The organism is Nonomuraea sp. SYSU D8015 (assembly GCF_008065375.1).
Taxonomy (GTDB): domain Bacteria; phylum Actinomycetota; class Actinomycetes; order Streptosporangiales; family Streptosporangiaceae; genus Nonomuraea.
In genome coordinates this window covers 838,242-864,061 of the sequence record NZ_VJYI01000001.1, presented here as the reverse complement: position 1 = coordinate 864,061, position 25,820 = coordinate 838,242, and the positions used below count along the sequence as shown (strand labels likewise).

At 72.9% G+C, this 25,820-nt stretch carries 19 protein-coding genes; 8 read left to right on the top strand and 11 right to left on the bottom strand.

Annotated features, from left to right (window positions below; genetic code table 11):
* Window positions 1-35 precede the first annotated feature (35 nt).
* Both ID574_RS06095 and ID574_RS06090 read left to right on the top strand, forming a co-directional pair.
* Complete coding sequence (locus ID574_RS06095; protein WP_188187734.1) at window positions 36-1,370, top strand: cytochrome P450; 1,335 nt, start codon at window positions 36-38, stop codon at window positions 1,368-1,370.
* Entirely contained in the window at window positions 1,367-2,872 is a 1,506-nt protein-coding gene (locus ID574_RS06090; protein ID WP_223166389.1) for a prenyltransferase/squalene oxidase repeat-containing protein, read from the top strand. Before ID574_RS06095 ends, ID574_RS06090 begins: the two co-directional genes overlap by 4 nt.
* Here ID574_RS06090 and ID574_RS06085 read toward each other — a convergent pair.
* The gene (locus tag ID574_RS06085; RefSeq protein WP_188187733.1) at window positions 2,827-3,846 is read right to left on the bottom strand and encodes a terpene synthase family protein; all 1,020 of its coding nucleotides are present in this window, start codon (window positions 3,844-3,846) and stop codon (window positions 2,827-2,829) included. The genes ID574_RS06090 and ID574_RS06085 overlap by 46 nt on opposite strands.
* Window positions 3,847-4,033: 187 nt before the next feature.
* Here ID574_RS06085 and ID574_RS06080 point away from each other — a divergent pair, with 187 nt between their 5' ends.
* The 4 genes from ID574_RS06080 to ID574_RS06065 are packed head-to-tail and all read left to right on the top strand — an operon-like array spanning window position 4,034 to window position 7,773.
* Window positions 4,034-6,415, top strand: a complete 2,382-nt coding sequence (locus ID574_RS06080; RefSeq protein WP_188187732.1) for a sensor histidine kinase — start codon at window positions 4,034-4,036, stop codon at window positions 6,413-6,415.
* On the top strand, window positions 6,412-6,831 hold the full coding sequence (locus tag ID574_RS06075) for a roadblock/LC7 domain-containing protein (RefSeq protein ID WP_188187731.1): 420 nt from the start codon (window positions 6,412-6,414) through the stop codon (window positions 6,829-6,831). Before ID574_RS06080 ends, ID574_RS06075 begins: the two co-directional genes overlap by 4 nt.
* Window positions 6,828-7,205, top strand: coding sequence for a DUF742 domain-containing protein (locus ID574_RS06070; RefSeq protein ID WP_188187730.1), 378 nt, complete (start codon window positions 6,828-6,830; stop codon window positions 7,203-7,205). Before ID574_RS06075 ends, ID574_RS06070 begins: the two co-directional genes overlap by 4 nt.
* Complete coding sequence (locus ID574_RS06065) at window positions 7,186-7,773, top strand: GTP-binding protein (protein ID WP_188187729.1); 588 nt, start codon at window positions 7,186-7,188, stop codon at window positions 7,771-7,773. The genes ID574_RS06070 and ID574_RS06065 overlap by 20 nt, the downstream gene beginning before the upstream one ends.
* 26 nt (window positions 7,774-7,799) lie before the next feature.
* Here the strand turns inward: ID574_RS06065 and ID574_RS06060 are convergent, their stop codons facing one another.
* Window positions 7,800-8,528, bottom strand: a complete 729-nt coding sequence (locus tag ID574_RS06060; protein WP_188187728.1) for a TioE family transcriptional regulator — start codon at window positions 8,526-8,528, stop codon at window positions 7,800-7,802.
* Window positions 8,529-8,642: 114 nt separating this feature from the next.
* Between ID574_RS06060 and ID574_RS06055 the strand changes: the two genes are divergently transcribed.
* A complete protein-coding gene (locus tag ID574_RS06055; RefSeq protein WP_188187727.1) occupies window positions 8,643-9,971 on the top strand; it encodes an erythromycin esterase family protein in 1,329 nt (442 codons plus the stop codon).
* Here ID574_RS06055 and ID574_RS06050 read toward each other — a convergent pair.
* The 7 genes from ID574_RS06050 to ID574_RS06020 all read right to left on the bottom strand — a co-directional run bounded on the left by ID574_RS06050 (window position 9,920) and on the right by ID574_RS06020 (window position 20,387).
* A complete protein-coding gene (locus tag ID574_RS06050) occupies window positions 9,920-10,834 on the bottom strand; it encodes an NAD-dependent epimerase/dehydratase family protein (protein ID WP_188187726.1) in 915 nt (304 codons plus the stop codon). The genes ID574_RS06055 and ID574_RS06050 overlap by 52 nt on opposite strands.
* A gap of 61 nt (window positions 10,835-10,895) precedes the next feature.
* Complete coding sequence (locus ID574_RS06045) at window positions 10,896-12,764, bottom strand: YyaL domain-containing protein (protein ID WP_188187725.1); 1,869 nt, start codon at window positions 12,762-12,764, stop codon at window positions 10,896-10,898.
* Window positions 12,758-15,310, bottom strand: a complete 2,553-nt coding sequence (locus tag ID574_RS06040; protein WP_188187724.1) for an alpha-mannosidase — start codon at window positions 15,308-15,310, stop codon at window positions 12,758-12,760. The genes ID574_RS06045 and ID574_RS06040 overlap by 7 nt, the downstream gene beginning before the upstream one ends.
* Window positions 15,307-16,080: a D-sedoheptulose-7-phosphate isomerase gene (locus tag ID574_RS06035; RefSeq protein WP_223166388.1), complete on the bottom strand. Its 774-nt coding sequence runs from the start codon at window positions 16,078-16,080 to the stop codon at window positions 15,307-15,309. The genes ID574_RS06040 and ID574_RS06035 overlap by 4 nt, the downstream gene beginning before the upstream one ends.
* Before the next feature lie 340 nt (window positions 16,081-16,420).
* Window positions 16,421-17,395: an ROK family protein gene (locus tag ID574_RS06030; protein ID WP_188187723.1), complete on the bottom strand. Its 975-nt coding sequence runs from the start codon at window positions 17,393-17,395 to the stop codon at window positions 16,421-16,423.
* A 107-nt stretch (window positions 17,396-17,502) separates the two neighbouring features.
* The gene (locus ID574_RS06025) at window positions 17,503-18,543 is read right to left on the bottom strand and encodes a LacI family DNA-binding transcriptional regulator (RefSeq protein ID WP_188187722.1); all 1,041 of its coding nucleotides are present in this window, start codon (window positions 18,541-18,543) and stop codon (window positions 17,503-17,505) included.
* A complete protein-coding gene (locus ID574_RS06020) occupies window positions 18,540-20,387 on the bottom strand; it encodes an MBL fold metallo-hydrolase (protein WP_188187721.1) in 1,848 nt (615 codons plus the stop codon). Before ID574_RS06020 ends, ID574_RS06025 begins: the two co-directional genes overlap by 4 nt.
* A gap of 32 nt (window positions 20,388-20,419) precedes the next feature.
* Here ID574_RS06020 and ID574_RS06015 point away from each other — a divergent pair, with 32 nt between their 5' ends.
* Window positions 20,420-22,444 carry a protein O-GlcNAcase gene (locus ID574_RS06015; protein ID WP_188187720.1) on the top strand — a complete coding sequence of 675 codons (2,025 nt, stop codon included), beginning with the start codon at window positions 20,420-20,422 and terminating at the stop codon, window positions 22,442-22,444.
* 155 nt (window positions 22,445-22,599) lie between these two features.
* Here ID574_RS06015 and ID574_RS06010 read toward each other — a convergent pair whose 3' ends face one another.
* Both ID574_RS06010 and ID574_RS06005 read right to left on the bottom strand, forming a co-directional pair.
* On the bottom strand, window positions 22,600-24,114 hold the full coding sequence (locus ID574_RS06010; RefSeq protein ID WP_188187719.1) for an FAD-dependent oxidoreductase: 1,515 nt from the start codon (window positions 24,112-24,114) through the stop codon (window positions 22,600-22,602).
* Entirely contained in the window at window positions 24,111-25,820 is a 1,710-nt protein-coding gene (locus tag ID574_RS06005) for an alpha-galactosidase (protein WP_188187718.1), read from the bottom strand. The genes ID574_RS06010 and ID574_RS06005 overlap by 4 nt, the downstream gene beginning before the upstream one ends.

Here is a 25,820-nt window from a genome sequence, read left to right as displayed (position 1 = left end):
GGATCGCTGCCATGCCGCCTGCCACGGACGCCTCCGTGACCCGCCCGAAAGTCCTCCCGATTCACCAGGCCATCCCCCGGCTTCTGAAAGACCCGGTCAACGCACTGGCCACGATCGGCGTCGAGGCCGGGGGCCGGGTGGTGCGGCTCGAGTTGGGCCCCTTCCGCCCGTACCTGATCTCGCATCCGGACCATGTGGAGCAGGTGCTCAAAACCGACTGGAAGACGTTCCGGCGCGAGGGCATGTTCTGGCGGCCCGTGCGACGCCTGACCGGCAGGAGCATCCTGGGCGACGGCGAGGAGTGGGCGTCGGCCAGGAAGATCCTCCAGCCGCTCTTCACCGCCCGGTACATCGCTTCCCTGGCCGAGGACATGGCGGTCTTCATCGCCGGGTGCGTCCGGGAGCTGGACGTTCACGCGCGGACGGGCCGGCTGATCGACGGCGGCCGGCACATGATGACGATCGTCAATCAGGCGGTCATCCAGGTCCTGTTCGGCGGCCGGATCACCGGGGAGACCGCCGCCCGGCTGGCGCCCGAGTTCGCGACGTGTGCCACGTCGATCGGGTTCCGCCTGCTGTTCCCGTTCGCGCCGTACTCGATCAAGGTCCCCGGGGACCGCGCCTTCCTGAGAGCCGCGAAGCGGATCGACGAGATCATCAGCCCCGTCATCGAGCAGGCCCTGCGCGAGAAGACACGCGGCAAGGAAGTGGTGTCCGCGTTGGTCGCCGCCAGAAGCGATCAGGGGGACGCGGCGGATCTGCGACAGGTGCGCGACGACCTGGTGAGCATCTACGGCGCGGCCACCGAGACCACGGCGATGACGCTGACCTGGCTGTGGCCGGTGCTGCACGACCATCCCGAGGTGGACTCCCGGCTCCGGGAGGAGATCGCGCAGGTGGTGGGCGGCGAGCCGGTGCGGCCGTCCCACGTCGCCCGGCTCCCCTACCTGGGCATGGTCCTGCAGGAGCTGCTCCGCCTCCATCCGGCGAGCTGGATGTTCCCCCGCCAGGCGGCGGTGGACACGGAGATCGGCGGCGTCCGGGTCGCGGCCGGCTCGCAGGTGCTGGTCAGCCCGTACACCACCCACCGGCTGCCGGAGTTCTGGGACCGGCCGCTGACGTTCGACCCGGAGCGCTGGCGGGACGAGAAGGGCGCGCAGCGGCACCGGTACGCGTTCTTCCCCTTCGGCGCGGGCCCGCACGTCTGCCTCGGCCGGCACCTGTTCCAGGTCGAGGCCCCCCTGGTGATCGCCGCCCTGCTGAGCAGGTACCGCCTCACGCTGGCCAACCCTCAGAGGTTCACCACGGCGGCGGGCGCGTCGGCGCGGCCGAAGGAGAGGATCCTGCTGAGAGTGGAGCCGGCGGCGTGAACACCGCGGAAGAGCTGATCACGAGCCTCATGCTGCGGCCGTGGGGCCAGGTGTCGCCCTCGGTGTACGAGACCGGCCGGGTGGTCTCGCTCGCCCCCTGGCTGACCGGCCACCTCAAGCGGATCGACTTCCTGACCGGCGCCCAGCGGCGGGACGGCGCGTGGGGCGGGCCCGACGGGTACGGCCTGGTGCCGACGCTGAGCGCCACCGAGGCGATCCTGGCCGCGCTGACCCGCGGCGACCCGGGCACCGACCGGCACACCCTCATGCGCACGGCTCACGAGGGCCTGCGGGTGCTGGGCGGCTGGCTGAGCAAACGGATGGACTTACCCGACATGCCGGCGATCGAGCACATCGTGCCCTGCCTGGTGTCCCTCATCAACCGGCGCCTCGCGGACTTACCCGGCCACCCGCCGCTGCCGCTGCCCGAGGGCATGAGCGAGGACACCCTCCAGCTGATCAGGTCGTGGATAGCCTCGGGCGCGGAGATCCCGGAGAAGCTGCTCCACGCCCTGGAGGTCGCCGGTCTGGAGGCGGCGGGGGCACCCGGCATCCGGCCCACGCCCATCGGCACCGTCGGCGCCTCCCCCGCGGCGACCGCCGCCTGGCTGGGCGAGCCACGCGACCCCTACGAACCGGCCCGGGGCCACCTGGAGGCGGTGGTCCGGCTGCACGGCGGCCCGGTGCCGGTCGGGCTGCCGATCACGGTGTTCGAGCGGGCCTGGGTGCTGAGCTGGCTGGTGCGCGCCGGCGTGCCCGTCGAGACGCCGCCGGAGATGACGGCCGACCTGCGGGCGGCGATCGGCCCCCGCGGCGCGGCCGCGGGACCGGGGCTGCCCTCGGACGCCGACACGACCTCCGTGGCGCTGTACGCACTGGCGCTGTCGGGAGCACCGCACGAGCCGGACAGCCTGTGGCGGTTCCGCACCGGCACGCGCTTCTCCACGTGGCCGGGGGAACAAGGCGTCTCGGTCAGCGTCAACGCGCACGTGCTGGACGCCTTCGGCCAGTACGCGGCCTCCCGGCCCGAGGCGGCCCCCCGCTACGAGCGGACCATCGCCGAGGTGGCCGCCTGGATCCGGGACCGGCAGGAACCGGACGGACGCTGGACGGACCGCTGGCACGCCTCGCCGTACTACGCCACGGTCAGCTGCGCGCTGGCGCTGGACGCCTTCGGCGGGGAGGCGTCGGAGAAGGCGGTGCAGGCCGCCGTCGCGTGGGTGCTGGACACGCAGAGGCCGGACGGCTCCTGGGGCCGTTGGGAGGGCACCGCCGAGGAGACCGCCTACGCCATCCAGGTCCTGCTGCTGACCCGAGGGCACGCCGACCCGTCGCGCCCGCGTGCCGCGGAACGGGGGCTGAAGCACCTCATGCGCGCGGACCATCCGCCGCTGTGGCACGACAAGGACCTGTACGCGCCGCTCGCGGTGACCCGCGCCGCCGTGCTCGCCGCCTCCTACCTGGCCCGGCGCGCGTCCTCGGCCAGGTCACGGACGGTGTAGTCATGGGTGTCCCTGGCCATGTACCAGCCGCCGCCGAAGGCCACGCACCTGCGCTGCCCGTCCGCGACCGGCTCCAGTTCGGCGGGCAGGGCCTCGAAGGCGGCCGCCAAGGCGGTGTTGAGCTCGGCGATGTGGGCCGAGACGCTCTCGACCGCCTCACCGGTCGTCATGCCCGCGCGCTCCAGGACGAGGACGGCGTTCGGCTTGCCCTCGGTCCTCTCCCGTTCGAAGGTCCGGATGTCGTTGGCCAGCCGCAGGCAGGCGGCGCCGAGATCGGTGGCCGGGAGGAGGGTCCGCCAGTGCGCGGCGCCGGCGGACGCCGGGCCGCGGATCGCCAGGGCGGCCGCCCACCACACGTGGTAGAGGAACGACGGAACGGCGTTGTCCAGATACCGCTCGTACGCCGGCCACGGCTCGCCACCCCCGGCCCATTCGCGCTCGCGAGCCATGGCGTCCCCGGTGAGCGCGAGCTGTTCCGCCAGGATCGGCGCGTACGCCGCGGCCCCCTCGTACCCGCGGAAGCGGGCGCACCAGGCATTCCAGGCACGCACCGTCTCCTCCTCCCCGGAGGCGTCCCCCTCCCGGGACAGCAGAGCGGACAGCCGGCCGAAAAGCGCGGCGACGTCGTGCGGGGAGGCGGGGGCCGCGACGTTGTCGGCGATGTCGTCGACGCCGAACAGGATCGCGGCCAGCACCCCGAGCTCGGCGATCTGGGACCGCGGAGCGCGGGGGAAGCTCGCCGCGGCCGACAGACAGCTGAAGGCCAGCCGGCTGGCCGCGTGGTCGCCGTCGGCCAGCGAGGGCGCGTGGGGACGCAGGAGCCGCACCGCCTCCGGCACGGCGTCGAGCGCGGCGTCCAGGACGGTGCTCCTGTCCGGCTCGGGCACTCCGGCGAGCTGATGGGAGCCCGCGAGCAGGCGATCGGCGAGGTCGTTGCGGATGCCGAAGTATGCGCCCGAGTTAGGAGTACTCATGCATGGAAGAATAGTTATTAACCAGACTATTGACCAATAGAGTCAAACACGGGATATTCATGCAGCAAAGTGTTCTGTGTTGCTTGAGAGCCGCTTTGCCGGTGCGCTAGAGTCCCTTGATCGTCACGGTCCGTCGCCCCATGCGTACTGGCGATCGGCGCCGCAATCACATCACAGGGTGGGTACGATGAGCTTCCGCAGCGCAACGCGACTGCGCACCAAAATTACCGCTCTGCTACTCTCCCTGGCGGCCTTGTGGGCCTTCGCCGCGTGGGTCACCCTGCGCGAAGGCGTCAACCTGCTCTGGGTCTCCCAGCTCGACACCAGCTTGGCGCAGCCCAGCGAACCCCTCCTCGTCGAGCTGCAGAAGGAGCGCCGCGTCTCGGCGGTCAGGCTGAGCGACGACAGCATCCGCGCCCGCGACGACCTCAATGGCCAGCGGACGCGGACCGACCAGGCGCTCGCCGCCTTCAAGGACTCCGCGAGCGCCACCATCGTCGACTGGGCGCTCGACGACGCGGGTGCCGCGCAGCTCGCCGACGTGTTCCGGCGGCTCGACGGGATCAAGGGCACCCGGCAGGCCGTCGACGCCGGCCGGCTGAACCGGATCCAGGCCACCGACGCCTACAGCGACGTGATCGACGCGATCTACGCCCTCTACGGCTCGATGGCCAGCCTCGACGACAAGGCCCTGGCCAAGGACACCCGCACTCTGGTGGCCCTGAGCCGGGCCAGGGAGGTCATCGCCAGGGAGGACGCGCTGCTCGCGGGCGCGCTCGCCGAAGGCCGGCTGACGCCGTCCGAGCACGCGCAGTTCACGCAGACCGTGGGCGCCTGGCGCTTGATCGCCGAGCAGGCCGCGGCCGATCTGCCCGGCAGCGAGAAGGCCGCATACCAGAGGACGGCCGAGGGCGCGGCGCTCACCACGCTCAAGGCCCTGGAGAAGCAGGTGACCGAGCAGGGGCCCGAGGTGGGGATCCTGCCGTTCTCGGCCGCCGTGTGGAAGAAGGCGGTCGACCGTGCACTGAACGACTTCAACGCGATGGTGCTCGGCGCGGGCGACCGCCTCGTGGAGCGGGCCACCCCCGTCGCCGTAGGGGTGATCGTCCGGCTCGTCCTGGCCGGCGGGCTCGGCCTCATCGCCGTCGTGGCCTCGATCATCCTGTCCATCACCACCACCCGGTCGCTGCTCGCCCAGCTCCGCAAGCTGCGTGACGCCGCACACCAACTGTCGGACGAGCGGCTCCCCGGCGTGGTCGAGCGCATCGGCCACGGCGAGGTGGTGGACGTGGCCAAGGAGGCGCCGCCGCTGGAGTTCGGCGACGACGAGATCGGCTCGGTGGGCCAGGCGTTCAACACCGTGCAGCGCACCGCGATCCAGGTGGCCGCCGAGCAGGCGGAGCTGCGCCGCAGCATCCGCGACATCCTGCTCAGCCTGGCCCGCAGGACGCAGGGCCTGGTGCACCGGCAGCTCACCGTGCTCGACGTGATGGAGCGCCGCGAGACCGACCCCGAGGAGCTGAAGGAGCTGTTCCGGCTGGACCACCTGGCCATCCGGATGCGGCGCAACGCGGAGAACCTCATCGTGCTCTCCGGCTCCTCCCCCGCCCGCACGTGGCGCCGGTCGGTGCCCATGGTCGACGTCGTGCGCGGCGCGCTGGCCGAGGTCGAGGACTACACCAGGGTCACACTCCTGCCGATGGGCGACGTGGTGCTCGTCGGCCGGGCCGTCGGCGACGTCATCCACCTGCTGGCCGAGCTCATCGAGAACGCCGTGTCGTTCTCCCCGCCGTACACGAACGTGCAGGTCGGCGGGCAGCTCGTGGCCAACGGGTACGTGATCGAGATCGAGGACCGGGGCCTCGGCATGAAGCCGGAGGACCTGGAGGCGGCGAACGAGCGCATCGCGAACCCGCCGGAGTTCCGCATCACCGGCACCGCCAGGCTGGGGCTCTACGTGGTCAGCCAGCTGGCCAAGCGGCACGACATCCAGGTGGTGCTCAAGGCGTCCCCGTACGGCGGGACGACGGTCGTGGTGCTGCTGCCGCAGGACCTCGTCCAGCTCGACCCCGCGCCGCGGCCGCAGAGCGGCGAGGCCGGGGAGCGGCTGCCGCGCAGGCCGACGGCCGTGGCCACGGCGGCGCGCCCCATCACCGGGGAGAACGTGCGCACCCTCAAGCCCGCGCGCCCGGCCCCGGTGCCCACCCCTCCGCCCGTGCCCGCCCCGGCGCCCATGCCCGCCCCGGTCCCCGCGCCCGCCCCGGTCTCGTCGCCGGCCAAGGCACCCGCCCCCGAACCAGAGCCAGACCCTGAACCACCGGCGGAACCGGAGCAGCAACCCGTGGCCGAGTTCACACCGTCAGGGCTGCCGCTGCGCGTGCCCCAGGCCAACCTTGCGCCGCCGCTGCGGGACGACATGCCCACGCAGCCCGACTTCGAGGAGGACGATGACGAGCGCTCGCCGGAGGAGATCCGCGCGATGATGGGATCTCTGCAGTCAGGCACCCGCCTCGGCCGCACGGAGGCGGCCAGGATGCTTGAGGAGCAGTCGGGAGGCGAGGCACCATGACCCCCACCTCGGGCACCGACCTCAACTGGCTGCTCGACGACCTCGTCGGCCGCATCAAGGAGGCCGAACACGCCATCGTGCTGTCCTCCGACGGCCTGCTGATGGCCTCCTCCGCCGGACTGCAGCGCACCGACGGCGAGCACCTGTCCGCCGTGGCCTCGGGGCTGCAGAGCCTGGCCAAGGGCGTCTCCGACCACATCGCCGGGGGCGCGGTGCGGCAGACCGTCGTGGAGTGGCGCAACCAGTTCCTCATCGTGACCACGGCGGGCGAGCGCGCCTGCCTGGCCGTGCTGTGCGCGCAGGGCGCGGACATCGGGCTGATCGCGTACGAGATGGCGATGATGGTGGCCCGGGTGGGCCAATACCTCACCTCGGGCGCCCGCAACGCCGAGGCCGTGGCCAGGAGCGAGCGGTGACCGGCACGGACGGCCCGACGGACGAGCAATGGGTCGACCCGGAGATCGTCCGGCCCTACGTCGTCACGCGGGGCCGGACGCAGCCGGCACACGGGAAATTCGACCTGATCTCCATGGCACTGGCGATCGGCCCGCCGCCGGGCCCGGACGCCGGCTTGGACCCCGAGCACCTGCGGATCCTCCAGCTGTGCCGCGAGCCCAAGTCCGTCGCCGAGATAGCCGCCCATCTGGACCTGCCGGCCGGCACGATCCGCGTGCTGCTCGGCGACCTGTTCGACCGCGAACTCGTCTCTGCCCAGGAACCGCAATCCGAGGTGGACATGCACGACATGAAGATGTACAGGGCGGTGCTCGATGGTCTTCGCTCGCTCTGAGCGTCCGCGCCTGCCGACGGCGATCAAGATCCTGATCGCCGGGGGCTTCGGCGCGGGCAAGACGACGATGGTCGGCGCGGTCTCCGAGACGCGGCCGCTGCGGACGGAGGAGATCCTCACCGACCGCGGCGTCGGCATCGACGACCTCACCTCGGTGGAGGCCAAGCGGACCACGACCGTGGCGATGGACTTCGGCCGGATCACGCTGGGCAACGACTACGTCCTCTACCTGTTCGGCACGCCAGGGCAGGAGCGGTTCTGGTTCGTGTGGGACGAGCTGGCGGAGGGCTCGCTCGGCGCGGTCATCCTGGCGGACACGCGGCGGCTGGCGGACTGCTTCCCGTCGGTGGACTATTTCGAGCGGCGCGGCACGCCGTTCGTGGTGGCGGTCAACTGCTTCGAGGGGGCGCCGACGTTCGAACTGGACGAGGTACGCCTGGCGCTCCAGCTCGACCCGTCAATCCCGATCATCATGTGCGACGCGCGGAAGCGGGACTCGAGCAGGGAGGTCCTGATCACCTTGGTGAAGCACTCGGCGAGGCTGCGCGCGGAGCCCGTCGGGAGCTGAGGTCGCGGCGGGTGCCGCCTGCTGCGTCATTCGGCGCCCTCGTCGCCCGAGGAGCGGCGGCGGAGGTAGGCGTCGAGTTCGGCCGCGCCGGCCAGCATCGCGCGCCCGCGGGCCGACAGCCGGCCGCGCCACTCGCGCAGCGCGGACTCCAGCGGCGCCAGCCCGCCGGCGGCCCGTACCTGGGCGATCAGCGGGGAGATCTGCTCCAGCAGGTATCCGCCCCGCCTGAGCTGGTGCGCCAGCCGGGCGTCCCGCACGTCCGCCGCGGTGTAGACGCGGTAACCGGTCCGCGGGTCCCGTCGCGGCTGCACCAGCCCGGCACGCTCCCACTTGCGCAGCGTCGCGGGCCGGATCCCGAGCCTTCTGGCCAGCGGCCCGATGAACGTGACGCCGGGCTCGGGCTCGTCGTCCACGGCCGCGGGCGCGAGGTCGCGGAGGGCGTTCTCCACGGCGAGGAGGGTGCGGCGGTCGTCGAGCAGCCGGGTGTGGCTCTCGTCGATGAGCTCCAGCGCGTCCTCGGCCGCGTCCCGGTTGACCGCCTGCATGATCGACGTCGCGGTCTGGTGGCCGTGGCCGGGCACCAGAGCGAGGAACGCGCGGAGCGCCTGCGCGTGGAGCGGGGTGTAGGTGCGGTAGCCGTGGGGCGTGCGCGCGGCGGGCGGGAGGATGCCGGCCTGCTCGTAGTTCCTGATCGCCTGGGTGGACAGGCCGTGCTCGCGGGCGAGGTCCACCGGCCTGAGTCGCGCGTTCACCATGATTTGAAGGTCTGACCTCAAAAAAGGGCTGATATCGGCCTCAAGCTTACACAGAAAGTTCAACGATACAGTTGAGGTAAGCCTTCGGTGTCCGCGAAGAGAACAGGATCCGTCATGACCCCCGATCCATTCGCCCGCGCCCTCGACGGCGCCGCCGTCACGAGCTTCCTCCGGTCGCTCCCGGCCCGGCCACGGCTGCTCGGGCTGGGCGAGGCCAAGCACTGCGAGGAGGCGCTGCTCGAACTGCGCAACGAGATCTTCCGGCATCTGGTCGAGCACGAGGGCTTCCGGTCGTTCGCCCTCGAGAGCGACTGTCTCATGGGGCTGGCCGTGGACGACTACGTCACGGCGGGCACGGGGACGCTCGACGACGTCATGGCGCGCGGCTTCAGCCACGGGTTCGGCGCCTCGCCTGCCACTCGGGAGCTCGTCCGCTGGATGCGCGCGTACAACGAGGACCGGCCCGCAGAGGACCGGCTGCGGTTCTTCGGCTTCGACGGGCCGCTGGAGATGACCGTGGCCGCCAGCCCGCGGCAGGCGCTCACCGCGTTGCACGGCTACCTCGCCGCGTCGGTGGACGCCGGGCTCCTTCCCTGCACCGCGGAGACGCTCGACCGGCTGATCGGCGCCGACGAACAGTGGACGAATCCGGCGGCGGCCATGGAGCCCGCCCAGTCCGCAGGCCGGTCCGCCGAGGCCAGGGAGCTGCGTCTCATCGCGGACGACCTGGTCGCGCTGCTCGACACGCAGACGCCCCACCTGATCGCGGCGACCTCGCGGGAGGCCTGGTGGCGGGCGTGCCTGCACGGGCGCACCGCGACCGGCCTGCTCCGCTACCACTTCTGGATGGCCGACACGTCCCCGCCCCGGGTGTCGCGGCTCATGGGGCTGCGTGACGTGATGATGGCCGGCAACCTCGAGGCGATCGCCGAGCACGGGCCCACGCTGGTCTACGCCCAGAACCGGCACCTCCAGCGGCACAAGAGCACGTGGGAGCTGCCCGGCCTGCCGGTGGAGTGGTGGAGCGCGGGGTCGATCGTCAGCGCCCGGCTGGGCGACCGGTACGCCTGGCTGGCCTCGGCCCTCGGCACCGTCCGGCACCAGGGACTCGGCGTCCCGCACCCGGACACCGTGGAGGGGCTGCTGTACACGCTTCCCGGGAGCGGTTACGTCGTCGACGCCCCCGGGCTGGCCGCGGCCCTCGACGGCGAGGGCAGGAAACCGGCCCTGCGCACGGACATGTCCGCCGACTACCTGTATTTCCCGCTGGAACCAGACCACCTGGCCGAATGCGATGGGCTCATCTTCGTCAAGGACGTCCCCCCCGAACCGGCCGGGCTGAGGGCCGCGCCTCGATCCCTTGCCCGGAGGGCGAAGAACTGTCCCACGCGTCAGGTGAGCGCGGCGGCGGTGGCGAGCCAGCCCTCGCGGGCGCTCGGGTAGCGCGGGGCCCAGCCGGTGGCCTCGCGGAAGCGGGCGTTGCTGACCCGGAGCGAGCGGGTGAGGGACGTGAGGCGGTGGCCGAAGAGGTGGGCGGCGCGGCCGGGGACGCGGAGCCACAGGCGGGAGCCGGCGGCGCGGGCGAGGGCGTCGGCGTACGCGCGCTTGGTCAGCGGCTCGTCGTCGACCACGTTGTACGTGCCCGCGGGCGCCCCCAGAGCCGCGACGACCGCCGTGGCGGCGTCGGCCAGGTGGATGGAGGAGACGTAGCCGTCCGGGCGGCCGAGGACCATGCCGACGTGGTGGCGGGCCTGGGCGTACATCTGCTCGCTGTGCTCGGCCCCGGGCCCGTAGAACCAGCCGAAGCGCAGCACCACGCCCGCGCCGCCGCCCTCCTTCCCGAACCGGTGCGCGCTCGACTCGGCGGCGAAGTTGCCGCGGGTCAGCGGGAAGTGATCCACGGGCGCGTCCTCGCCGATCCAGCGGTCGCCCTGGTCGCGGTAGAGCATGCTGACCGACTCCTGCACGACCCGGCCGACGCCGGCGGCGAGCGCGGCGTCCACGACCGCGGCCGAGCCCTCGGTCCGCACCCGGTGGTTCTCGCGCTGCGCCCTGGCGCTCATGAACCTGCTCATCGGCGGGATGGCGCTCGCCAGGTTGACCACCGCGTCGTGCCCGGCGAACGCCGAGGTCAGGGCTTCGCGGTCGAAGAGCGACACGGTGACGGGGGTGGCGCCGCGGTCTCGGAGCGCGGCGGCCTTGGCCGGGGTGCGGGCGAGGGCGGTCACCGCGTGTCCCGCGGTGAGCAGCGCCGGGACCGCGTGACCGCCGATCGCCCCGGTGCCGCCGGTGACGAACACTCGCATACGTTCGAGCGTAAGGGGACCCACCCCAGGGTCCTCGCCCACCCCTCGGCACGGCGAGCGCCTAGGCCAGCTGTGCGTCCCCGCTCAGTTCCCGGCCGGCTTCCGCCCGTTGCCGGGAGAGCACCTGCTCGCAGGCCAGCAGCAGCACCCCGGCGCTCCAGGCGTGCGACAGCGTCAGGTACATGCCCTTCGGCTGGAAGCAGTCCGTCTGGTAGTAGCGCTCGGTGATCATGCCGCGGTAGGCGTTGACGTCGCCGTCGGCGGCCGGGAGCAGCTGGCGGAAACATTCCAGGGTCTCGTGCGCCCGCTCCGCGTAGTACGGATCCCCGAGGGCCTCCGACAGCTCGATCAGCTCGGCCGTGCACACCAGCCCGTACGCGTGCACGTGCTGGTTCGACGGGGACGCCTGGTCGGAGCCGCGCGTGGCGAAGCCGTACACGCCGAGGGGCGTGCGGGGGCCGAAGCGGACGTTGTAGGTGTAGCGGAAGGTGAGCGTCCAGTCGGCGGCGCGGCGGGCCAGGTCGAGCCAGCGCCGCTCGCCGGTGCGGCGGTGCAGCGCCATGTACGCGATCACCGCCGCGTAGCCGTCCTCCGAGGTCGGCGCGAGGTCCACGTCCTCGGGGGCTCCATAGATGAACTCGTCCGCGACGAACGAGGCGTAGTACTCCCCCGCGCGGACGGCGGCCCGCAGGTAGTGCTCCTCGCCGCTCTCCGCCAGGGCGGCCACCCAGGTCAGGCCGGAGGCGCCGGACCAGGACAGGACCTCGCCGGTGGCGGCGTGGTGGAGCGTGCCGAGGTTGCCGTCGGGGCGCTGGCGGGCGACCATCGCGTCCAGGTTGGAGCGGGCCGCGGCCAGCCACTCGGGATCGGGCCGCAGCCGCAGCGCGCGCACCAGGAACAGCGTCGCCTCGCCCAGCGTGCGGGCGTGCAGGGCGTCCTTGACCGGGGTCCAGCTCTGCGACCAGCCGGACCCGCGGTACCAGGTGCCCCAGAAGGTGCCGGACGGCGACAGGTTGGCGCAGATGAAGCCGATGACCCGTTCGGCGGCGGCGACGTGCTCGGGCCGCCCCCTCCGCAGCCCGTGCTCCAGGAGCGCCGCCGCCCACGGGATGCCGCTCACCCAGCCGACGTGCATGGCCTGCCGGTCCACGCGCTCGCCGTTGGTGCCGCTCACCTCGCGGTCGAACCCCACCGTCTCCAGCAGCACGCCGGGGTCCGGGTCGTAGTGCCAGCGGTAGAGGCCGTCGGCGGCGATGCCGGCCGCCGACTCGACGCTCTCCCAGGGCAGGATGGGCGCATCGGGCAGGCGCAGTTCGCGGTCCTCGCGCAGCAGCGGCGCGTACGCGTGCCGGTCGGCGGGCAGGTCGCACGCCGCCAGCGTGATCACGTGCGTCTCGCCGGGCTGCCACACGTGCGTGGCCGCGGAGGCGGGCAGCGGGAGCGCGGAGCCGTAGTAGGTGATCGGGAATTCCCGGTACGGGAACAGCAGCGAGATCGTCGCGACCCCGCCGGTGTCCTCAACGGTGTGCTCGATCGCCAGGCCCGTGGTGCCGAGCGGCGATACCTCGTCCGCGATCAGCGCGGTTCCCGAAATGTCGCCCCAGACCATGACAGCCGGGGTCGCCGCCCGATCCGCGCGGAACCCCCACCGGCACGACACCATCTCCTCGGGCCGGTCGGCGCCGCCCTCGAAGCGGGGGAAGATCCGCTCGCAGGCCGCGGGCCGGTTCTCGCCGTAGAAGAGGCCGGGGATCAGCCACCACGGGTCGGCCGCGGGCACGGACCTGCTGACGCGGACGGTCCCTTCGGCCGGCTCCGCGCCGTCGTACCGGATGGTCAGGCGCAGCTCGCGGCGGCCGCTCGGCAGCGGCTCGCCCCACTGCTCGTCGACGGTGTACGGCCCGGGGCCGAGCACCTCGACGCTCACCATGCTTCCACCGTGAACGCGCCCTTGCGGGTGGTCAGCTCGACGAGGTCGGTCTCCACCGCGGAGAGCGGATCGTCCAGCGGGATCCGGAACGTGCGGATCTGGCTCGGCCCGAAGTCCGCCGTCAGCCTGACCCCCGCCAGCGGGATGTCGAGGGTGGCGACGGCGGCCCGGCCCGTGGTCTCGACGGCCCGGACGACGAGGTCGCGGGGCGCGTCCTCGTGCAGTTTCACCGCGGTCACCATGACCTGGCCGCCGCCGTCGTCCAGGAAGCCGCGCGCGCCGGGCAGCGGGCCGTCGTGGAAGCTCTCCAGCATCGCCCGCGCCGGGGAGCCCAGCAGCGCGGCCCGCCGCGCGAGCCCGGCCGCCCGCCAGTCGCCCGCGTGCGGCACCAGCAGGTACGTGAACCGCTGCGCCCCTTGGTCCTGGTAGGAGTAGCAGCCCTCCGGGTCCAGCAGCCGCGGGTCGTGCCAGGCGTAGACCGGGCTGCGCACGGCGGTGATCCCGATGCTGGGGCTGCGGCCCGGGGAGCGCGGCGAGACGTCGTAGCCGTGCTTGGCGTTGTTCACCACGGCCAGGCCGGCGCCGTCGCCCGACAGGTCCACCCACGACTGCGCCGGTTCCTCGGCTCCGTCGACCGGCCTGCTCAGGTGCCCGAACGGGATCTCGTACGTGGCCGCCGGCGACTTCAGCGCGACCGGGAACCGCAGCTTCATCAGGTGGGCCTGCTCGCGCCAGTCCAGCGTGACCCGCACCTCCACCGCGTCGTCGTCGCCCGCGCCCAGGATGAACTCCTCGACCATCGTGGAGCGGCCCCATGCGCGCTCGACCCGGATGCGGGCCCGCAGCGGGCCGGCCTCGCGCAGCACGATGCCCGTGGTGGCCATGGCCTCGCCCGGCCAGTCGTAGGAGACGACCCGGTGTCCCCACGTGTCGGTCGGGTCCTCGCAGATCACGGTGTGCTCGCCGGTCGCCCCCGCCATGAGGTCCACGCCGGTGCGCTTGTCGAGCAGGCTGGACAGCCAGCCGGTGGCGGGGTCGAGCTCCAGGCGGAGGACGTCGTTCTCGATGTGGTGCGCGCTGCAGGACAGGCCGGTCGTCGGCATGGGGGCGCCCTGGCGCAGGCGGTAGAGGCGGTAGCCCAGCGGGGGCAGCTCCGCGCGGAACACGGTGGCGCCGCGCCCCTTGTCGTCGGTGGTGGCGACCGACTGGATGCGCTGGCAGAGCACGTCGGCGCCGCCCTCGTCCACGACGTGCACGCCGGTGGGCGCGAGGCCGTACTGCATCTCGACCCGGGTCGTGACCGGCCACGGGTGCGGGTTGAAGACGACCACCGGCTGGGTGCCGTCCTCCTGCGGGATGCGGATGTCGCGGGCGATCACGTTGTGCGCCCGCGTGATGATCCGCTTGGAGATCGCGATCGCCTCGCCGAGCTGGTCGCGGGCGTCGTCGTAGGCGGGCTCGATGGCCGAGCCGGGCAGCACGTCGTGGAACTGGTTGAACAGCACCTGCTTCCACGCCCGCTCCAGGTCGGCGCGCGCGTCGTGGCCGGCGACGGCGGCCCAGCGCTCGGCCGACAGCACCGCCGCCTGCGCCCGCCGCTGCCACGCCTTGACGCCGGAGTGCGAGGAGTAGCAGCCGGCCGCGTGGTGCTGCAGGTCGTCGCGCCACACCGGCAGCTCGGCCAGGCCCTGCTCGCCCAGGCGCTTGGCCATCTCGTCGAAGTAGCGGCGCGGCGAGGACATCGTCAGCTCGCCGAACGTGCCCATCCGGTCGTAGCGGTGGATGGACTCGATGTTGGCCTTGGTGGGGCCGCCGCCGTGGTTGCCCACCCCGTAGAAGATCATCAGGTCGCTCAGGGAGCGGTCGAGCTGGCCCAGCGCCTTCTCCGTCTGGCCGGCCACCTCGCCGGGCGGGCTGCAGTACTCGAACGGGATCCGGTAGGCCAGCACGCGGCTGCCGTCCGGGCTCTCCCACCAGAACATCGTGCCGGGCAGCTCGGCCTCGTGCGGTCCCGGGCGCAGGAAGCAGTAGGAGTCCATGCCCTGGCCGCGCAGGATGGCCGGGAGCATGGCGTTGTGGCCGAACGGGTCGACGTTCATGCCGACCGTCGCGGTGACGCCGAACTTCTCCTTCAGGTAGCGCTGACCGTACAGGCCCTGGCGGGCGAACGACTCACCCGAGGGCATGTTGCAGTCGGGCTCCACCCACCAGCCGCCGACGTTGACCCAGCGGCCCTCGGCGACCCTCTCCCTGATCCTGGCGAACAGCTCCGGGTCCGACTCCTCCACCCAGGACAGGAGCACGACCTGGTCGCAGGTGAAGACGAAGTCGGGGTACTCGTCCATGCGGTGGATCGCCGACCAGAACGTCGCGCGGGCCTCCTGGTAGCCCTCCTGCCAGGGCCAGAGCCACACCGGGTCCAGGTGCGCGTTGCCGATCATGTGCAGGGTGCGGTCGGGCGCGGCCGCCGGGCGGGGGGCGCGCGGCAGCCCCTGCGGCTGGGCGCCGGAGGGGGCGTTGGCCATGGGGGCGGGCCGGCTCTTCATGCGGCCGCCCAAGCGTCGACCTTCTCGCTGATCATGTGCAGCATCAGTGTGTGGATCTCCTGGATGCGCGGCGTTTCCGTGGCGGGGGCGAGGAGGAGGTGGTCGGCGTGCTCTGCTGCGGCGCCTCCGTCTCCGCCGCCGAACAGTACCGTCACCGCGCCGTTGCTCCGTGCGGTTTGGAGGGCGCTGACCACGTTGGGCGAGTTGCCGCTGGTGGTGAACGCGGCCACGACGTCGCCGGGGCGGGCCAGCGCCTGGACCTGGCGGGCGAAGACGTCCTCGTAGGCGTAGTCGTTGGCGATGCACGTCATGACCGTGGCGTCGGTCGTGAGCGTGACCGTGGGGAGGGGGCGGCGGTCGCGCTTGTAGTGGCCGATCAGCTCGCCGGTGAGGTGCTGGGCGTCGGCCGCGCTGCCGCCGTTGCCCAGCGTGTAGAGGGTGCCGCCGCGGGCGAAGGTCTCGATGATCAGGTCGGCTGCGGCCTCGACGGCCGGCACCAGCGCCGCCATGCCCCGCGCGGCCGCCAGGTGCCCCTCCACGTGCTGGGCGAGCACCGACGGCAATTCCGCCGGCACCGGATCCACCCCTTCCGACGGCGCCCGGCCCTCCTCCGGCGGCGCCGCCTTCTGAGACACGCTCCCGGACGCCTCCCCCGAACCGGCGGCCCCGCCCGAACGCGCCGACGCCACCTCGGAGCACGCCTCCTGCGCGGCGCGCGACGCCTGCCGCACGCCGGGAGGCCCGGCAGGGGACGCCTCACGCACGAGCACGGGCGCCTCCCCCCGCACCGGGCGGTCCTCTTCCTGCGCTGCCGGGGACGCCTCCACCGAGCCCGCAGCGCCGCCCGCAAGGGACGGGCGGCGCCCGCCGGTCCCCGGCACTGCCCCGTCCGTGAGGGGCGCGCGCCCAGCGGTCAGACGCGCCTGGGCGGACGTGCCCCCGGACGATGGGGGTGTCTCACGGGACGCACGCCCGGGCACCTGGGACGCCCCAAAGGACGCACCCCCCGACGCCTCGGACGCCCCGAAGGACGCACGCCCCGACGCTTCGGACGCCCCGAAGGGCGAAGGGCCGGTGGCGGGGGACGGGTGGGTGGCGGGCGAGGGCCGGTCAGGCATGAGAGGACTTCCCTGAGAGGAGGAGGTCGTGGGCGACGGCGCCCGCGCCGACCACGCACACACCCGCGCCGAGCTGCGCCAGCTCGATGCGCGCGCTGCGGGCCGCGGGCGGCATGGCGTCCCTGGCGACGACGGCGGCGACGGGGTCGAGGAGCCGGGCGCCGGCCCGGGTGACACCGCCGCCCAGGACCACCAGCTCGGGCTCGAAGGCGTTCACCAGGTCGGTGAGCGCGCTTCCCAGAGCCCATGTGGTCTCGTCCCACACCTCGCTCGCCAGCGGATCCCCGGCCGCGGCGGCGCGGACCACGTCCTCCGCGGTCGGCCGGTCGACGGCGGACAGGAGCGAGGCCCGGCCCGAGGCCAGCGCCTCAAGGGCGCGCTCGGCGATGGCGGTCCCGGACGCGTACGCCTCCAGGCAGCCCAGGCGCCCGCACGTGCACTTGCGCCCGCCGGGCCGCACCATGACGTGCCCGAGCTCGCCTCCGTTGCCGGCCGCGCCGCGGTGCAGGCGCCCGCCGATGACGGAGCCGCCGCCGACGCCGGTCGAGATGGTCAGGTAGAGCATCGTGCTGGTGCCGCGGCCCGCGCCGTACCGGAATTCGCCCAGCGCAGCGGCTGTGGCATCGTTCTCAAGCGCGGCGGGCACGCCGAACGCCTCCGCGGCCATCGCGACCACCGGGACGTCGATCCAGCCCGGCAGGTGTGGCGGGCACTCCAGCACGCCGGCGGCCGCGTCCAGCGGCCCTCCGCAGGAGATGCCGACGGCGGCCACCTCCGGCAGGCCTGCCTCGGCGACCGCCTTCCTGCCCAGGTCGAACAGCCTGGTCAGCACGCGCTGGGGCCCCTCGTCCCTGCGGGTGGGGGTGACCTGCCAGCCGTGGATCCTGCCGTCGCCGGTGACCACGCCCGCGGCGAGCTTGGTGCCGCCGATGTCGAGGGACAGGACGGGGGGAAGATCGTGCTGCATTGGGCCTCCGAGCGGGAACGCGTGCCGCGTCAGGGTTGTGACATCGTTCCCACACGGGATCCTAGGGCGGCCTTTCCCACGGGTCAACGTAAGAGATGGGAGAAATGTCAGATCATGGCCGGGGGCGCAGTCGACTCCCGCGCGACCAGATGCACGTTGAGCACGGTGGTGACGGAATCGGCCTCGGGCATCACGATCCGCTCGTCCAGCCGGCGCACGGCGGTCGCACCGAGGTTGAAGGTGTCCTGGGAGACCGCGGTGACCATGGGCGAGACCATGCTCATCCACGGCGCGTCGTCGAAGGCCACGAGGCTGACGTCGCCGGGCACGCGCAGCCCCAGCTCGTGGATCGCCCGCCAGACGCCCTCGGCCAGGACGTTGTTCGCGGCGAACACGGCGGTCGGCCGGTCGGGCCCGCGCAGCATGTCGAGCGCCCGGCGCCGCGAGTCGGCGACGTCCCAGCCCGCTGAGACGACCAGGTCGGGGTCCACCTTGATGTCGCCTGCCCCCAGCGCCTCCAGATAGCCCTGGTAGCGCTCGTAGCCGGTGGTCCAGTCGGTCTCGTCGATGAACAGCGCGATCCTGCGGTGCCCCAGCTCGACGAGGTGCGCGGTCGCCGTGCGGGCGCCGACCCGGTTGCCGACCACGACGCCGTCGGTCGAGCCGGCCGCGAACTGCCTGTCGACCTCGACCACCGGGATGCCATGGGAGGACAGGTAGGTGGACACGACCGAGGAGTTGGGCGTCACGATCACTCCGGCCACCCGGAGCGCGACGAGCGCCTCGGCCGCCTCGCTCTCCGCCTCGGCCGACAGGCTCGTGTCCGCCAGCACCATCGTGTAGCCGCGCTCGCGGGCCTCCCTGCTCGCCCCGGCCGCGAGCTCGGCGTAAAAGGGGTTGCGCAGGTCGCTCACCAGGACCCCCACGGACCTGCTGACCTGTTGCTTGAGCGTGCGGGCCATCACGTCGGGCACGTAGCCCAGCTCGGCGGCCGCCCGCAGCACGCGCTCGCGCACGTCGCTGGCCGCGTATCCGCGCCCGGTGAGGGCCCGGGAGACCGTGGAGCGGGAGACGCCGGCGGCCTCCGCGACGTCCTTGATCGTGGGTCGCCTGGAACGGCTGAGGGGGGTGCGCCGCTCTATGGTCATCGAATCCCTTCCGCGACCACGTCGACCAGGGCCTCGGCGTGCTGCCCGAGACGCAGATCGCCGATGGTCAAGTCGACTGCGAGGCGAACGCGGCGTCGCGGCACGACGTCGGCACCGAGACGGAGATGCACCTGCTCCATACCCCCTCCGGGGACCCTAAGCGTCAGTGACCCGTGTTCGCGCTCCCAGCCTGGGGGAACGATGGGCTCGATGGTGGCGACGGCCTTCTCGGGGAAGGGGTTGCGCACGGTGGCCGTGAGCGTGAACTCGCCCCCCGCGGGGACGGTCGAATAGTACGGCGTGAGGCGGCACAGCACCCCGTCGGCCCCCAGGTCGAACTGGTCCAGCGGCAGCAGGTCGAAGTGGAGGGCGACCAGCTCCTCGCCGCGTTCGGTGAGCATGTGCAGGTAGTCGTCGTCCACCCAGCGGGGCCTCCAGTGGCCGCTGACCATCAGGTCGGGGCGCAGCCGCCGGTAGAGGGCGGCGCTCTTGCGGTAGTCCTCGATCCTGAACCTGTTCTTGTACTGGAAGTTCAGCGTCTCCTGGCGTTCGCCGGGGATGCCGCATCCGTCCTGCTGGTCGCCGGTGACCAGCACCCGGTGGCCGTCCACCTGGAACTCGTACGCCGCCGCGAACAACGTGTGCCCCGGCAGGTCGTGCACCGTGATCTCGTATTCCCGCCACCGCACCGTCTCCCCCAGCTCCAGCACCCGGTCGGAGGGGATGGGGTCGAACCACTGGCACGGCAGGTCGTGGTGAAGCGGCGTGGCCAGGATGGGCGCCATGTGGGACGGCGCCCAGATCTCCGTGCCCTCGACGTCGCGCAGCAGCGGCATGCCGGCCACGTGGTCGTCGTGGTAGTGGGTGGGCAGGGCGACCTCGATGCCGGTGACGCCGTAGTGCTCGCGCAGCGCGGGCAGCGAGGCCAGCCAGGGGCGGCGGGCCGCGCGGGAGGTGTTGTGCACCAGACCGGTGGACATGTCGTAGCCGAAGTCGAAGACCAGGGCCGCGCCCGACTCCGACAGCAGGACGTAGCTGTGGGAATTGGCGCTCCTGTTCATGAGCAGGTGGGAGGTCACCTCGACGAACGGGTTGGCCAGCAGGCCCTTCACGTCCCAGGGGTGGGGGCGGCGGAAGTTCACGTACCGCTGCATGGAGTCGGAGAGCTGCCTCAGCGCGCCGGCCGGGTCGGTCATCGGCTCGCCGTGCGACGGCAGTAACACCTCGAGCTCCTCCCGCTGGAGGAGCTCGCAGCTCAGGACGGTCATGGCCGGGCCCTCGTTCTCGGTGTAGGACCACTGGGTGGCGGCCAGCGACCACACCTTTCCGGGCGCATAAATGAGGTCGCCGGTGAAGGCGACCTTTCCGACCACGTAGGTGACGGACCCGGGTGTGTGCCCGGGGGTGGGCAACACGCGCACGTCCACGCCTCCGTACGTGGCCGTCCGGTATTCGGGCACCACACCCGCCACGGGCACCGGCTCCAGCAGCGAGAACCGGTCGTCGCGCAGGTCGTAGTCGTTGCTGAGCTGGCGCCCCGACCACATTTCGCCGACCTTCTCGAACAGGTCGAGCTCGACCGGCGGGACGTGGATGGGGATGCCGGCCCCGACCGCCCTGGCCAGTCCTTGTGCCTGGTCACGGTGGTGGTGCGTCATGAGGACGTGGGTGATACGGTCTATTGCCAGCTCGTCGAGGAGGTCGAGCACGCGGCCGGAACCGAAGTCGATCGCGATCCCGGTGCGCTCCTCCCCCGCCTGCACGGGAGCCGCCACGACGTAGACGTGACAGGTGTCCGCTATGCGGAAGACCCCGGGCACAACTTCGGTTACATCACTGCTCACGAGGCACGATTGTATCCGGTATCGTTCCCACAATGGATGCCCTGGAATGGATCGTCCCCAGCCCGAAGAAGGCCACGATCGGCGGGTCCCATGTGGATCTGAGCGGGTGCCTGATCCAGGGCGACGCCGCCGTCGGCACCGCCCTCACCGCCCTCCACGCCACCCTCACCCCCTCCCTCGTCTCTGAGATCGGCGCCCAGCAGGCCGTAGCCACGGCTGAGGACGGGGGCGAGCCGATCACGGCCGCGGCCGCACACAGCTCGGACGCGCACAGCGCCCCAGCAATCGGCGTGCGGGCACGTGGCGCGCGGGCCGATGTGTCAGCCGCGGAGGCCGGGACGCGGAGCGGAGCGGTGGCATCGGGGACAGGGATCCCGGCCGGCGCTTCCGTCCTGGTGGAGGTGCTGGTCGATGAGACGGCCGGGCTGCCCGCCGAGGGTTACACGCTCACCGCCGATGACCGCGGCGTGCTGATCGTCGGGGCCGACCCGGCGGGGGCGTTCTACGGCGCTCAGACGCTGCTCGCGCTGGCCGCCGCCCCGTGCGAGGAGCACGAGAGGTGCGTGCCCGCGTGCGAGGTGCGCGACTGGCCGGACCTGCCGATGCGGGGCACCATCGAGGGTTTCTACGGCACCCCGTGGACCCACGCCGACCGCATGGAGCATGTGCGGTTCTCCGGCCGGCACAAGCTCAACACCTACGTGTACGCCCCCAAGGACGACCCCTACCACCGGGAGCGATGGCGGGAGCCGTACCCGGAGGAGGAGCTGGCGCGGCTGGCGGAGCTGGTCACCGAGGCGGCGGCGCAGCACGTGCGGTTCGTGTTCGCGTTGAGCCCCGGCCTGTCCATGGTCTACAGCGATCCCGCCGAGCGGGCCGCGCTGCGGGCCAAGGCCGAGCAGGTGTGGCGGGTGGGCGTGCGCGAGTTCGCGCTGCTCTTCGACGACATCCCGCCGGAGCTGCGGCACGAGCCGGACCGGGCGGTGTTCGGCACGGCGGAGGGCGCGAGCGCGAGCGCCCACGCGGCCGTGTGCCGGGACTTCGCGGCGGAGTTCCTGGCGCCGCGGGGCGCGGAGCGGCCGCCGACCATGGTGCCGACGGACTACGCGGGGACGGAGCGCACGGCGTACCGGGACCGGCTGGCCGAGGAGTTGCCACCGGACGTGCTCGTCTGGTGGACGGGGTCCGACATCGTGGTCGGCGAGATCACGGCGTACGACATGACCGCGGCCGCGGCCTCGTACGGGCACCGCGTGGCGTTGTGGGACAACTTCCCGGTCAACGACTTCGACTTCGCCCGGGTCTTCCTCGGGCCGCTGGTCGGGCGGGCGACCGAACTCGACGGAGTGCCGCTGGCGGGGATCACGGCCAACCCGATGGTGCAGGCGGCGGCCTCGCGGCTGGCGCTGACGACGGTGGCCGACTACGCCTGGCACCTGGCGGCGTACGAGCCGGTGCGCTCGCACCGGCGGGCCGTGCGGCTGCTGCCGGGCGCCGCCGAGCTGCTTCCCCTGGTGGAGGCGTGCTCGTCGTGGCCGCCCGGCGACGACCAGAGCCCGGCCCTGACGGCCCTCTGCGCCTCCGCCCTGAAGTCCTCCACCCTGAAGTCCTCGGGTCCCGACGCCTCCGCCCTGAAGTCCTCCGCTCCCGACGCCTCCGCCCCGAATTCGTCCGCTCCCGACGCCCCCGGTGTCTCGGCCCCGGATGCCTCCGCCCTCGGGGCCTCCGCTTCCGACGGCGAGGCGCCCGCCGAGCGACTGCGAGCCGAGCTGACGCGGCTCGCCGAGTTGCCGGCGGACGTGCCCGGCCCGATCGCCAGGGATCTGGCCCCGTGGGTGGCCGCCGCCAAGGACATGGCCGCGGCGGGCCTGGCCGCCCTCGACCTGCTCCCGGACGGCACGCCCACCGGGCCGGCGAGCGCCGCCGAGGACCGGGTGGCCGCCGCCGAGCAGGCGCTGGCCCGCGCCGAGGCGCACGAGGCGAACGTCCTGCGCGGCGTGATCCCGCCGTTCGTGCGGGCCGCACTGGAGCGCGCGACGCTGAGCACGACGGCCTGACCCGCGACGGGCCGTTCCGCGCGCACGCGAACCGGCCCTCCACGCGGCGGACCGCCGGCTCCAACACAGGGACCGGCCCGCACGCCGCCGGCCGGCCCGTCCGTTCGAGCGTCCGCTTACAACGACAGCACCTGGCCGGCGGTGGCCAGGCCGGCCTACAGCGACAGCACCTGGCCGGCGGCGACCAGGCCGGCCTGCAGGGCCGCCACGTCGACGTCCTGCACCGCCTTCCCGCTCCCCGCGGCCTGCGCCGCCGCGAGCCCGGCCGCGTGGCCGAGCATCTGGTACTGGACCTCCATCCGGATCGACGAGAACGCCACGTGCGACGCCGACACGCACACCGGCACCAGCAGGTTCGCGCACTCCTCCCGCCGCGGCACGATCGCGCCGTACGGGATCGGGTACGGCGGCACCCCCACCGACAGATACCCCTCGGTGACCACCATCGGCACCGGGTCGGGATGCTCGTACACCCACCGCCAGGTCCGCTGCACCTCCCGGATGTCGAGGTGGTAGGACCCCATCGCGATCACGTCCTCCTGCGGCCGCGCCTGGACGAGGTCGTGCTCGGTGAGGTGTTTCTCCCCCAGCATCCGCCGCGCCTCCCGCACGTACAGCTGGTGCGGCAGGTGACCGGTGTCGGCGAACTCGTCGGCGGGCAGCCCCCACCGCCTGAGTTCCTCCCGCACGTGCGCGGGGACCTCGGGGTCGTGGGAGAGGAAGTACAGCAGGTCCTGGGCGTGGTGCAGGTGGTGGAGCCGGATGCGCTCGCGTTCGGCGGGCCCGGCGTCGGGGTAGGCCCACGCCGACCGGTCGAGCACGCTGAGCGAGAACGGCCCGAGCGAGTTGCCGTCGCACTTGCCGTTCGGCAGGTTCGGCTCCAGCCCGACGAGCCGTCCGGCCCGGGGCTCGATCCCCTGCTCCCGCCAGTGCCTGAAGAGCCGCCGCCCGAGCTCCCAGTGCTCCTCGTCGTACCCGGGCCGGCGCTCGAACGGGATCCGGTCGGGCGCGGTGGTCATGCAGACGCGGTAGCCGTACGACATGACGCCGCCGTCCCCGGCGCCCACGTCGGCCATCGGCCCGTCGGCGACCTGCGGGAGGAGGGAGCCGTCGGCGCCGAACGGGGAGATCCACGGCGGGAAGTTGTGCATGCCGGGCACGACCTCGCGCCGCCCGGCGAACGTCTCCCCGTGCAGCGAGCGGTCCTCGCGGCCGACGCGGTAGCTCACGCCGGCGGCGGCCAGCAGGTCGCCCTCGTAACTCGCGTCCACGAACGCCCCGGCGGCGAAGTCGCCGCGCGCCGTGGCGACCGAGGAGATCCGGTTGCCGCCGGCGACCACTGTGCGCAGCGGGGCGTCGAACACGACCTCCACCCCGGCGCGCTCCAGCCACGACAGGAAGATCTCCTCGGCGACGTGCGGCTCGGGACCGGCGTAGTGGCCGGGCGCGACGCCGTACGCGTCGGCGACGGCCTGGCGGAACTCGGCGGCCATCCCGCCCAGCACGCGCGGGTCGCCGAGGTCGGTGTAGCCGAGCCCGCCCGACGTCATGCCGCCGACGTGCCGGCCGTGCTCCAGCAGCACGGTGTCGAGGCCGCGCCTGGCGGCGGCGACGGCGGCGCACACGCCGCCCGACGTGGCCCCGTACACGACGACCTCGGCCTGTCTCACCGGCGCCACCACTGGGCGACGAGCCGGAGGTCGTCGCCGGTGATCTCCTCGAGGGAGTTGTCGATGGACTCGACGTAGTACAACGCGGGCACGCCGAGCGCGGGCTGCGCCTGGGCGTAGGCCAGCCAGTCGGCCCGGCTCGGCATCGGCCACTGGTCGGTGTCGATGAGGTGCCCCGGCATGGCGTGGGCGGCGACCGCGTGGCGGAAGCGGAGCTGGTCGACGGCGGGGACGGGGTTGTCGTGGAGGTCGCGTTCGAGCACGTCGTTGAGCCTGATCATGTCGCTCACGTCGCCGAAGGCGGGGTGCGGGGTGTGGGTGACCATCAGGGCACCGGGTTTGACGCGCTTGGCGGCCTCGTACAGGGTGGCCAGCAGCTCGTGCAGGAGCGCGAGCCCCCAGGTGGAGCCGTACGACTTCAGGTGCGACCCGCTGGGGAACCACTGCGTGAAGTCGATCTTGAATCCGTCGGCGTCGAGGTCGCCGAGCAGCCGTTCCATGATCTCCTGGACGCGCAGGCGGTAGGCCGGGTTCGACGGGTCGGCGGCGACGGCGCGGCCGCCCGCGTCGAGCACGCACTCCTCGGCGGGCAGCCCATCCGGCGACCAGGCCCGCCACCACAGCAGCACGCGCTGCCCGCGCGCGTGCCTGGCCGCGATCCACTCGCGCAGCGCGGGCCACTTGGCCGGGTCGGGTCGCGGGTCGCCGTAGGTGAGCTGCCAGCGGTCGTCGATGACGACGGTCCCCGGCACGAGCCCGTGCTCCTCGAGCCGGGACAGCCACTCGTCGTAGAGGTCCTGCCGGGACAGCTCCACCGGCGACCGCCCGTCGGCCCGGGCGCACTGGGCGCCCCAGCCGCAGAAGATCGGCTCGCTCCACCAGGCGTGCCGCTCGCTGACCGGCCCGGCCGGCGCCAGACCGTGCTCGACCAGGTCGTCGCGGTGGTGCGCGATCGCCTCCCAGGGGGAGGAGGCGGCGCGGAAGACGACGGCGGGCGAGGCCCACGAGCCGCGTACCACCGTGTGGCCCTCGTAGTCGAAGCGCAGCAGCGTCCCGCCGTCCAGCGGCTCGTACGCGAGCTCGGTGAAGGTCAGGTCGGTGATCCCTGCGCGGACCGAGGCGCCGAGCCACGGCCCGGCGGGGATCTGGGTGGCGCCCTCCGGCTCCTCCTTGGTGAAGGCCAGCACCAGCGGCGGCGGCGAGAAGACCGCGTGCAGGCGCCCCGGCGAGGCGTCGCCGATCACGGTGAGCGCGAGCGGCGTGGACGCCGGCCGCACGACCTGTACGGGGTGCGTGGGGGTGGGGTTGAAGACGCCCCGGGCGTGCAGCCCCGTGCGGAACGTGCCGGCCGCGCGGGAGTTGAGCACGGCCCGCCCGCCGAGCAGCGTCACGTCGCTGAGCACGCCGTCACCCTCGACCCGCACCTCCAGCGCGATCGTCTCGGGGGTGCAGGTCAGCCGGACCGTCTTGGCCTCCCACTGGGTGGTCCGCTGGGGGAAGTCGATGATCGCCACATTGCCGCGTTCGACGAGCACGGGCGGGAGGGTCTCGTACGTCTCGTCCCGCCCGCCCATGGTGCTGACCGAGGCGAGGAGGCTGAGCGTCGTCCAGCCCTCCAGTTCGGCGCTGGGATCGGTGCGGGAGACGGTCAGGCGGTAGTGACCGCTGTCCAGGAAGTAGGCCTGGTCGGTGGTGGTGATGTGCAT